The sequence below is a fragment of the Mariniflexile jejuense genome (assembly GCF_042675665.1).
GTDB lineage: Bacteria > Bacteroidota > Bacteroidia > Flavobacteriales > Flavobacteriaceae > Mariniflexile > Mariniflexile jejuense.
In genome coordinates, this window is the sequence record NZ_JBHTJI010000042.1 from 166,724 (window position 1) to 178,660 (window position 11,937).

Genomic DNA, 11,937 nt, shown 5'->3' on the forward strand with positions numbered 1-11,937 from the left:
AGTGTTGTTTCTTTAGTTATTTTTAGTTTGTAAACAATGAATTAATCATTTTTGTTTAATTTTTAACAAGTTTTCTTGTTAATGTTTGATTACCATCAATAATTTTCAAAACATAAAACCCTTTATTTAGTGTCTTAAAATTTACTTCTAAATTATTATCCCCAAGCAATAAAGGCTTAGTATTCTCCCAAACCAAACGACTATTAATATCATAAACCATTATTTTAGTTGATTCAGGATTATTCGAGTAAAATGAAACATTAAATACCTCTGAGGATGGATTGGGAAAAACCGTAAAATGATTTTGTGTGTCTTTAATAATTTCATCGGTACTTAATGTACCCTTACCACCAGTTGTTTTAGAGCTAGAACCACCATAAACTGATATTTTTTCATTCATTGCTCTAATTAAAGAATTGCTATTAGTATAATCAAAATCTTGGGTTATTTCCCAAAACATAACCCCTTTTAAGTTATTATCTAACACATATTGTCCTTTGGTTTTAATGGTATTTACGCAGTTAAAGTAAAAAGGCACATTACTGTAAGGCATACCTCCACTTGTAAAAGAACTCACAACAGCTCTATCTGGTTTACTATTAACAATTGTAGGGTTGCTATCAATTAGGTTTTTATATGATGTAGACAACACTTTTTGTGTAAACTCAGTATTTAGAGTTTTTGCATAAACAGGCAAACCAATAACATATTTATTAGCTGGAAGACTAAGGTTAGTAATCCATCCCGTATAATATTGATCAAGTTTGGAAATTGGCACTTGTGTATCATTACCTATTCTAGATCCTCCTCCGTAAGACATAATTTGAAGATAATCTATATATTGAAAAATACCCGAAATACCTGTACGATCATAACGTTCTGGGACAAGGGTTGCAGATAAACTTAAAACTTTACCTCCGTTTGATGATGCTTGAGCTGTAATTTCACTTTTTATTTTTTGAAGTAAATTGGTATACTCTGCACCTGTATATTTAAGTTGTGTGCCTGAACTTGTAGTGTAATCTTCCCAATCTACATCAATACCATCAAAGCCATTAGCGTGGCAAAATTGAACTAAATTTGCAGCATATGTTGCTTCATTGGTTGTGTTTTTAATCATACTATGTAAATAATAAGACGAAAGTTCGCCGCCAACTACTAAAATTACTTTTGTATCTAAACCATTCCAAGCTTTTACGTTTTTAACTCTATCTAACTTAGTAAAAAAGTCTGGATCATTTTGAATATAGGTAAAAGTAGCACTACCATTTACTGTTTTAGCAGTTCCTATTTGTCCATTATAACTTGAAGTTACAGAGAAAAAATATAAATGAGTTAAATGTGCCATTTTATCTCTTAATTGTGCATTAGTTAAGTTATTTATAGAATAAGTAGGCAAATAACCGCCAACCACTTTTTGTGCCGAAATATTGGTTAGGGTTCCAATGAAAAAAATAAATAAAAACAGTTTTTGTTTTTTTGTTAAAAAAGCTTGTAGTTGATTTTTCATAATAAAATAAAATTTTGTTAAAGTTTGTTTAACGTAAAACTCGAATAAATTATCTTTTTTTAAATCCAATATCTTCCTTAATAGGTTTGATATTATCTAAAAACCTCATTTACAAATTATTAAACAAAAATCCACATAATACAAAGTTTATAATTTATTCATTTTTTATAAGTTTTTTTGTTGACGATTTATTCCCATCAATAATTCTTAAAATATAAAAACCTGTATTTAGTTTCTTTAAATCTAGAGCTATATTATTTAAGCCTGTTTTTAAAGAACTTATGTTTTCCCAAACCAATCTACTATTAATATCATAAACCATTATTTTAGTAAATTTTGGATTATTACTGTAGAATGAAACATTAAAAATATTTGTAGATGGATTAGGGTAAACTTTAAGTTCATTGTCCATTTCGAAATTATTATTACTTAACGATGTTGAAGTAACATTTACTGGTATAATACTTGTAGCTGCATTTAATAAAGACATAGAGTTAGTAATATCAGTATCTTGATATAGTTCCCAAAACATAACACCTTTTAAATTATTATCTAATACGTATTGAGCTTTTTCTTTAATTGTATTTACACCATTAAAATAATATGTTTTTCCATTAGATACGACGGCGTCTAAATTAGTATCTAGATTAGGGTTTTGAGCCACAACATCACTATAAAACAATGTACTATCATCTACTAATGTTTTTGCATAATCAGGCAAGCCCAAAACGAGTTTTGAACTTGGTAATCCAGCATTTGTCCATCGTGTGTAATACTCTTGAACCTTTGACATAGGTATTTGTGTTCCTTGTGATATTCTAGATTTACCATAAGACATTATCTGCAAAAAATCTATGTTTCCAAAAAGCCCATTAAGCCCTATAGGATCGTTAGGTTTATCATGCTCTGGAAGAATAGTTACAGACAACTCTAAATTTGTATTGCTTGAAGCTAATATTTTAGATTTTATAGCCGAAACAAGATTAACATAATTGACATCATTAACTTCTCCATGATAATTTTCCCAATCAATATCAATCCCATCTAATTGATTATTTATACAAAAGTCCACTAAATTTTGAGCTACGTTATTTCTTGCTGTTGGGCTAGCTGCAACTTCATCTATGTAATCGGATGAAACCCATCCACCAAAAACTAAAATCAATTTTGTTTTCTTAGTGTCTATCCAACTTTTAATTGTGTTCAAATTTGATTGAACACTTGGTAAGTAATTAGCTAAAGGTGTAAAATTACCATTAGAATCAACCGCTCCTAAATTACCAGAAACATCTGTACTTATTGAAAAATAATATAAATGAGTAAGATGTTCCATAGTTAATGAAGGATTTTTTAAAGCAAAACTAGTCAACCTATACGATGGCAAATAACCACCTACTACATGTTCGTGTACTGTTGGCCCTCCGTAAGTAGCTGCTTCTATTGTTCCTGCATATAAAGTTCCATTTACTGCGCTTACAATACTAGAATTACTGATGTTATCAAAATCCCAATATAATTTGAGGTTTGCATAATTGGGGTGATTTGAACCAATATGTAAACTTTTCCAGATATTAATCGTATTAGCACTAAGTGCTGTGTTCCAAACCCTTACATCATCAAGATGTCCATCAAAATATGTGCCTCCAACCATATATGGTTTTGAAGTAAAATTTGCATCATTTGATGTAAAACTAGGTAAGGTTCCTGAAGTTATTAAATTAGTTTCTTCTACACCATTTATAAATAATTTAATTCTATCTGAGTTAGTAGACAAAGTTCCATTATAAACCATTGCAATATGATACCACAAACCTGTAGTTAAAACCGCACTAGAAGTACGACGATATGCATTTGCCCCATTACATACTATTCCATAAATAACACCATTACTTATTTGCAAAGCAACGCGATTATTAGTATCATAAATTTTGCTTAAAACATTAGTTAAATTAGTTTGAGAATCTAGAAATACTTCAGCTTCAAGAGTAAATTTATCAGTATTATTTAATTCAATAACTGCCGCATTAGATATTGCTTTATTGTTCGCCGCAAAATCTAAGTAATAATCTTGTTGTGCTGCTACTTGTAAAAAAGAAGTAATGCAAAAAAACAAGAAATGAATTAATAAAAATTGATTTTTAAAAAAAAAATAAATTGATTGATTTACCATAATTAAAATAGTTTTTAATTAATAAGCTAGTAAAATATATTGGTGAAGGATTAATTCAAATATGCAGTTCTAACTTTTAATAATTGCTCTAGACTATCCGTTAAGCCACCAATTTGGTTTCTCAGTATCCAAACTTCTTTATATTCAGCTATAATTGCATCTATCTCTACTAATAATTTATATTTTGTATCTGCATCAACTTTTTCTATACTACCTTCTTTAGCTTTTAATTTGGCAATGCCTAAATTACAAGAATGAATTGCTAACTTGGAAGCATTTATAATTTCTCTGTATACAATCTCTGCATCATTGGCTGTCGCTTTGCAGGTTTCAACTCTTTCGATAATTTTGTTTAAAACATTTATTGCCTCATTCAAGTCTTTACTATTTAATTTAGCTGTTTGTCTATTTTCTTTTAAAGGTTTATTTATGTAATAAAGCAATGAATAAAAAGAATAGTTATTGATATCTGAATTATCTAATATCTGATTGGTATTTCCCATATCGAAAATAACTTGCGCCGTTTTTTCAGCAGGATCTTTATAAATATATTTGTTTAAAACCCAATTAATATCCAAATCTCTATTATTTTCTAACGACCATGAAACAGCAGCACCATATACATAAGGTGCATAACCAGTAATTAATGGTTGCGGATGTCCATCATCTCCCCAATCTGTGTTCAAATATCCTATAGCACCATATTTAATTCCGTTTTCGGCTGCATTTATTTGATTTTTTATTGCGTTTTCTGTTCTACCAACTATAGAGCGCCATGACGAAGTACCAGGGCATACATAGAATGGTATTTTTGCTTCTTTAAACTTAGCAGCTTCTTTGTTAAATGGATGATCCCATTTATAACCCCAAATCATACAAGTAATATTTTTGGGTAAGTCTTTAATTAATTCAGGATGTTCTAAAATGATATCTCCCCAAAATTGGGCTTTTTTACCATTTTTTTCAATAATACTATTTAGCTTTAATAAAAAATCTAAATATACTTGCCCTTTTCCTTTTTCCGAAACTTCTTTTTTAGATTTTCCTGTACCTAGCTCATAGGGTTCATCGCCACCAATGTTTACATTTTCACTTGAAAAATTTGAAAGTAACTCGCTATACAAATTGTCAACAAAATCAACAGAACTCTTATCTACAGCAGATATAGTTCGTCTAATACCTAAAATATGATGTGTAGGATCTGAAATTGTTTCATTTTCTGCAAGATGCCAATATTCTTTATGTTCTAACCAACGTTCCATATGTCCAAAACCGTTTTGATTAGGCACTAAATCTATAAACCTATCGCTACAATATTTATCTAAATCTATAATGTCGTTAGAAGATAATGCACTAGCATCTTGCCAAACCTTTTTATGGTTTTGATATTGAAAAGTATGCTCTGTATATAACTGAATTTCATTAATTTTCCATGAAGCAAACATATCAATATATTGATATAATGTTGCCATAGTTGGCACCTTGGTTCTACTAATATCTATTGTAACACCTCGCCTTTTAAAATCTGGATAATCATTTATTATAACTTGAGGAAACGTTCCAAAATCGTAGGCATATTGAGCAATTTGCCCCAAAGTAAGCACGCCATAATACAAACCTGCTTCATTGTTAGCTGTAAGTGTTATTTTATTCTCATTGATTACTAATGAATAGCCTTGAGAGTTTGTTTGCTTTTTAGAGTCAATTATTAACTCGATTTCTGGAGTTTCTCCAACAGCTACATTTCCTGCTATAGAAAAATACATACCTTTTTCTTTCAATATTTTTTGTAGATTATTGGCACTAAACCTTACACCCAAATTTGTTGCTATTCCATAGGCAATTATTCTACCGCTATTAGGCTTAAAAGATGTTTCTAAAACTGTTACACTTTTTGGTATGGGAACTAAATATTTTTTTAATTCTTGATTATTAGAAGCATTTATATTAAAAATGCTAACTATTAAAAACACTATACTAACGTGATATTTTTTCATATTAATTCTTACTTTTTAAAATTTATGGAATTTGAACAGTTTTATTTTTAGAAGCATTTCTAATCTAACTTTGAGCTGTAATTAGATTATTTTCTGTAAATAAATCTTTTAAATAACTTTGATGATTACATCTTTATTAATAGCAACTTAATTTATAAATTAGCTATAATGACACTAATAATAAACAACATCATTGTAAATTATTTATCATTTTCATACATTGTTTTAAATGTTTCAACAGCTCCTTTTATAGTTTCTGAATTACAATTTGAATTTTCGTAACAATCAATAAAAGAATCGAAAGTGCTCCAATAGGTATGCATAACACCTAGCAACCTATTTTTTATAATTACTTTATTAAGTTTTCTTAAACTTAATACATTATCTAATTGTTGAATTGCTACTTCGGGAACTTCAAAAGAGCAACTTATTACCTTAAATCCTTTCATTGCAAAATATGCAGGAGTTGGTGGTGCTGTTTTATATTGCCAATCGCAAATAATTATATTTTTAGATATTAAGTCTATTGCAGGATGGGTATCATTATGAGAAGCACTCCACTTCCCTAATCCGGTAGTTTTGCCGTCTAAAAGACGATCTCCCCACATGTACATATTTACACCTTTTGATTCTAGATGATTGTAAATTTTTGTTACTTCGTCTGCAAAAAGTTTTGCTTTATTTTTTCCTTTACATCTACTGCAACTATCCTCACCCAACACAAAAACCTCGTCCATACCCACATGAATTGCTTTTGCTTCAAAAACCTTAATCAATTCATCTACTAGATCAAAAACAATAGCGTGAACCTCTGGATGTAGTGGACAATAACTGCGGCAGTAAAAATCTTTGTCTTGTAATTTATCACCTGGATTTTCCTCAAACTGTGGATATACTTTTAACAAAGATTTTATATTATCCTGTTTCCAAGATTGATGTCCTAATAAATTTATAAGCGGAACTATTGTAATACCATAATTTTTACAAGTTGTAACTATTTTTTTTACATCATTTTGAGATAAAGATGATGTTTCTGCTAATTCTGGATGGCTCTCAAATTGATACTTATAGTTTACCATTAAAAACAATGTGTTCACGTTTGTTTTTGACAAGTATTTTTCAACAAAATCTGTAAATTTTCCAAGTTCAGATGGTCTTGGAGCGCTAATAGTAAAACCTCTTACCGGCAGTTCTTCTTCAATAATTTGGGCTAAACATAATGATATGTTCAGCATAAAAAAAAGAAAGATAATAGCATGCCTATTTCTAGGCTTTAAAACTTCATCCATAAATAAATTGAATTAATTATTTTTAACAAAAAAAGGAGTTGTTGTAAAATGATTAGTTTAGTATGTTCTAAAATAGGTTTGTTATTGTTCTTTTTATTTTTGGATTGTTAATTTTTTTTAGTAGATAGATTAACAACTTGATCTAAAATGCGTATTAGTCTAATCATTAAAATTTCACATGCTATTTTTGATTTTCCTTCAATTTTTATTTCAACAAAATAAAACTGATCCCCTTTTATAAAACTTCTAACACAAAACCAACCATTAGGAAAATATACTTTTAATTCTTCCGACTCATTCTTAAGGTATAAATCAAATTCGCCAATAACCCAATTAACAAACTTGTTACAAACCAATATACTCTTAACTTCAGTGATTTTATCAAGCTTATAGCAAGTTGATTTAGTATTAGTTGTTTTATCTATAGTAAGCATCTTAAAATTTCATTAAACTTTAGTTTATATACAAATTAGAATTCCCATTTAACAAAAGCTTCCATAGCTGCATAATGAGACAAACCTAATGCATCATATAAGTCTGCTGTTTCTTTGTTTCTATCCTCGGCACGCTGCCAAAACTCCCTACTATCGGCACCCTGAAACACCACACCATCCTTTTGAGATTGATGTTTAAAAATCCCTTTTCGTTTTTCCAATACTTGATCTGGCCCCATAGGTACTGCCATTTCAATTTCGTCAATTCCCCATTCTTGCCATGCTCCTCTGTACAACCATAACCAGCAATCCTTCATGAATTTTTTAGTTTTCAGTTCCCTTACTGCTGCAAAAACAACATCTAAGCATACTTTGTGCGTACCATGAGGATCGGCTAAGTCACCAGCCGCATATATTTGATGTGGTTTAATTTTTTCTATTAAATCGATTGTTAACTGGATATCGTCTGTTCCCAATGCCTTTTTTTCTATAGCTCCTGTTTCATAAAATGGTAATTCCATAAAATGAATTTGTTCTTTTGGAATACCAATATAGTAACATGTAGAACGTGCTTCTCCTTTTCTTATTAACCCTTTTATGTCCCTAACGTCTTCAGTATCTACTTCGCTAGTTTTTTTATTTTTTAAAAATTCTTCAGCGCGCTTATATATGGTAAATGACTCTCTATTTTCTATACCAAATTTATCATTATAATCACACACAAAACTTGCAAAACGAAGAGCTTCATCATCAGCAACAGCAATATTACCTGATGTTTGATAGCCCACATGAACTTCATGCCCTTGTTCTTGTAGTCTCTTAAAAGTTCCTCCCATACTAATAATATCATCGTCGGGATGTGGACTAAAAATAAGCACCCTTTTCTTTGTTGGTTCGGCACGCTCTGGTCGTTTAGTATCATCCGAATTAGGCTTACCACCAGGCCAACCTGTAATTGTATTTTGTAGTTTATTAAATATTTTAATATTAATATCATATGCAGGACCTGAATCTGCCAGTAAATCGCTCATTCCGTTTTCAATGTAATCTGCGTCCGTAAGCATTAAAATAGGTTTCTTTAAATTAAGAGCTAAATTCAAAACAGCTTTTCTAATTAGCTTATCAGTCCAAACTATTTTTTCAACTAACCATGGTGAATTAATTCTGGTTAATTTTGATGCCGCCTCTTTATCCAATACAAACGTTGCGTTATTATGTTCTTGCAAATATGATGCTGGCACACGACTAGTTACTTCTCCCTCCGTTGAAGCTTTAATAATATTAGATTTACCTTCACCCCAAGCCATGAGTATTACTCTTTTGGCTTCCATTATTTTTTTAACACCTAATGTGATAGCAGTTCTTGGAGTATTTTCTAGACCAGAAAAGTCGCTGCTTGCAGCTACTCGTGTAATATGATCTAAGGCAACTAAACGTGTCTTTGAATTTTGAAGCGATCCAGATTCATTGAATCCAATGTGCCCATTACCTCCTATGCCTAAAATCTGTAAATCAAAACCACCTAACGCTTCAATTTTCGCCTCATAGCTATCACAATAATCAGCTATTTCTTCCTTAGATAAAGTACCATCAGGTACATTATAGTTTTCTGGCAATATATCCACATGATTAAACAATTGTTCTTTCATAAAACGGACATAACTATTAATAGAGTTAGGTTCCATTGGATAATATTCATCTAAATTAAAGGATATGACGTTTTTAAAACTCAACCCTTCTTCTTTATGTAAGCGCACTAATTCTGCGTATAAACCTTTTGGTGTTGAACCTGTCGCTAAACCTAATATACACGCTTTCTTTTGTGCTTGTGTAACTCTAATAAGATCTGCAATTTCTTTTGCAACTGCTTTTGATGCAACAGTTGAATTTTCGTAAACTACAGTCCCTATATTTTCAAATCTTTTTTCGAATCCTGTCGCTTTATCTATACTGCTTTTTAACATATTTTTGATTATTATTTTCTGTAATTATTTTAATTATTGAATACCCTTCCAACTTTTATATTTATATCCTTTAATAGCAAAAAATAAAACAATAGAATAACAAGGAATTAAAATCCAGTAGCTACTCGTAGCTGCTAAAGAGATAGCGTCTGTATTTTGTAGCCCTCTATTAATTAAATCGCACTTTTTAGCATCAACAATTTTACCATAAAGAGGAGGAACGATGGCTCCTCCCGAAATAGCCATAACTAATAAAGCAGATCCCGTTTTTGTAAACTTACCTAAACCGTCTAAAGTTAATGGCCAAATTGCAGGCCACACTAAAGCATTTGCAATTCCTAGAGCTGCAACAAACAAAACAGACGTAAACCCTTGAGTAAATAAAATACTTAAACTAAAAACTATACCTAAGAAAGAACTAGTTATTAAAGCTGTTCTTTGGTCTATATACTTAGGAATTAAAAAAACACCTAAAGTATAAGTTGCAACCATAGCCATTAAAGTAAATGTGGTAAAAAATTTAGCATCAGCTGACGAAAAACCTAGTGATATACCGTAAGAAATAATAGTATCTCCAGCTATTACTTCGGCACCTACATATACAAACAATGCTAAAATACCAAACCATAAATGAGGAAACTGAAAAACATTTGTTTTAGCAGTTTCACCTGTTTCTACTTCTTCTAGTTCATCTACCTCAACATGTGGTAAGGGTGCTTTTCTTATTAATATTCCTAAAATAAATAATACAATTGCCATAACTAAATAAGGCACAAACACGCTATTAGCCATTGTATCTAAAAGAACTTCTTTCTCTTTTAAAGTAGCTGAAACTAATTGTTCTTTTACTTCATCAATACCCGATAATAATATCGCTCCAAAAATTAAAGAACCTAATGCCCCAGCTGTTTTATTTGCTATACCCATAATTGCAATACGTTTTGCACCGCTTTCTATAGGACCTAATATTGTTATATATGGATTAGATGCCGTTTGTAACAGTGTCATTCCTATGCCCTGAATGAATATGCCTGTTAAAAACACCCAATAAGTTCTAGCCTCAGCTGCTGGTATAAATACTAAAGCACCCATTGCCATGATTATTAAGCCTAAAGACATACCTCTTTTATAACCAATTTTATTTAGTAAATAAGACGCTGGTAATGCCATCACTACAAAAGAAATATAGGAAGCTGAAGCAACTAAATACGATTGAGCATCGGTTAACTCATTTATGGTTTTCATAAAAGGTATTAAGGCTCCATTAATCCAAGTTACAAATCCAAAAATGAAAAATAAACCTGCTATTATTAATATTGCTATTGTATTTTTATTCGATTGTGCCATTTAATTTATGGTATAAGTTTTTAGTTATTGGATACTTTATATAAAAAATAATTTTTGTGAGTTAAAAATTAAAATACTTAGATACATTCACAGCTATTAAGTTTTGTTGAATATTAAATTCTTTACAAAAAAAAGTTCTTTTATAAGTTTTAAGGTTTTGTTTTCTCTTAAAAAGGTTTGTGTTTGTTCTTTTTGATTAATTAAAGGATTCACTTTTAAATTAATTACTTCTTTAAAAGCAAGATTAACCGACTTTTACTTGAATAATTAAGCCTATAGAAATAGAATAGCACACAAACAACAGTATATTTAAATAAAATAGATCTGTACAAAAACAAACCTTTTTCGGAATTTATCAAACTCAGAAAGTAGTTCAATTTTATAATATTGAGGAAAATATTAATCCTTTAAAACTTAAACCATGAAAAAAATTACTTTTGTCCTGTTTTTGTCAATCTCTCTTGTAAGCTTAGCCCAAGAACAACACATTTATAGTTTTGACACAAGCGAGGAATCGTTTGTTGGAGAAGGTGGCACTGTATCCGCAAGTCCAACTGGGTATGTTACTTTCACAAGCACAACTTCATCTTATGCTAGAATGGCACAACTTGTTAAAAATGTTGATGCAAACACATACAAATATTTACATATAAGAATTAAAAATTCCGCAGGATCTAATGATAAATTAGCACTTACCGCAGGTTCATCAGGTACAATCGTTGCTACATTAGATATATCAACTAATGATACCGATTATAAAACTTACTCAGCAGAAATTACGCATGCAAATTGGACTGGTGCTGTTACACCTTTCAAGTTTTTCCCAAAGAATTCAGCAAATAATAATTTAAGTACTGCCGGAACTATAATTTACGATTATATAATTTTTAGTAATAGTGCAACTTTGGCTGTTCAAGATATTGAACACTATAAGAGTTCATTATACCCAAACCCAGTAAAAAATGTTTTAAATATTAAAACCGTTAATAATGATATAATAAAATTAGAATTATATAATTTGTTAGGAAAGAAAGTTGCTAGCAACATAAATTCTAATCATATTAATGTTGAAAATTTATCAAAAGGTATATATTTAGTCCAAATTACTACTGAAACTGGAGTCTCTACTTCTAAATTTTTAAAAGACTAAATATTTATTTTAAATCAAAAAGAATAATATATATAGTCTGAAAGAATCAACTTAATAGCATCTTTAAAATTCTTCT

8 protein-coding genes are annotated in these 11,937 nt (G+C 30.1%); 1 reads left to right on the forward strand and 7 read right to left on the reverse strand.

The genetic code is table 11. From position 1 onward, the window contains the following. Window positions 1-55: 55 nt before the first annotated feature. The 7 genes from ACFQ1R_RS13790 to ACFQ1R_RS13820 all read right to left on the reverse strand — a co-directional run bounded on the left by ACFQ1R_RS13790 (window position 56) and on the right by ACFQ1R_RS13820 (window position 10,711). The gene (locus ACFQ1R_RS13790; protein WP_379926861.1) at window positions 56-1,510 is read right to left on the reverse strand and encodes a glycosyl hydrolase family 18 protein; all 1,455 of its coding nucleotides are present in this window, start codon (window positions 1,508-1,510) and stop codon (window positions 56-58) included. A gap of 154 nt (window positions 1,511-1,664) precedes the next feature. Continuing rightward, a complete protein-coding gene (locus ACFQ1R_RS13795) occupies window positions 1,665-3,680 on the reverse strand; it encodes a glycosyl hydrolase family 18 protein (RefSeq protein WP_379926862.1) in 2,016 nt (671 codons plus the stop codon). Between the two features lie 50 nt (window positions 3,681-3,730). Continuing rightward, window positions 3,731-5,677, reverse strand: coding sequence for a beta-N-acetylhexosaminidase (locus tag ACFQ1R_RS13800; RefSeq protein ID WP_379926863.1), 1,947 nt, complete (start codon window positions 5,675-5,677; stop codon window positions 3,731-3,733). Between the two features lie 200 nt (window positions 5,678-5,877). Beyond that, window positions 5,878-6,912, reverse strand: coding sequence for a family 20 glycosylhydrolase (locus ACFQ1R_RS13805; protein ID WP_379926864.1), 1,035 nt, complete (start codon window positions 6,910-6,912; stop codon window positions 5,878-5,880). Between the two features lie 161 nt (window positions 6,913-7,073). Beyond that, window positions 7,074-7,400 carry a hypothetical protein gene (locus ACFQ1R_RS13810; RefSeq protein WP_379926865.1) on the reverse strand — a complete coding sequence of 109 codons (327 nt, stop codon included), beginning with the start codon at window positions 7,398-7,400 and terminating at the stop codon, window positions 7,074-7,076. A gap of 35 nt (window positions 7,401-7,435) precedes the next feature. Then, on the reverse strand, window positions 7,436-9,364 hold the full coding sequence (gene nagB, locus ACFQ1R_RS13815; RefSeq protein WP_379926866.1) for a glucosamine-6-phosphate deaminase: 1,929 nt from the start codon (window positions 9,362-9,364) through the stop codon (window positions 7,436-7,438). Window positions 9,365-9,397: 33 nt separating this feature from the next. After that, window positions 9,398-10,711 (reverse strand): sugar MFS transporter, encoded by a 1,314-nt coding sequence (locus tag ACFQ1R_RS13820; protein WP_379926867.1) that lies wholly within the window; start codon window positions 10,709-10,711, stop codon window positions 9,398-9,400. A gap of 421 nt (window positions 10,712-11,132) precedes the next feature. On the opposite strand from ACFQ1R_RS13820, the gene ACFQ1R_RS13825 reads away from it, so the two are divergent. Then, window positions 11,133-11,861 carry a T9SS type A sorting domain-containing protein gene (locus ACFQ1R_RS13825; protein ID WP_379926868.1) on the forward strand — a complete coding sequence of 243 codons (729 nt, stop codon included), beginning with the start codon at window positions 11,133-11,135 and terminating at the stop codon, window positions 11,859-11,861. Window positions 11,862-11,937 lie beyond the last annotated feature (76 nt).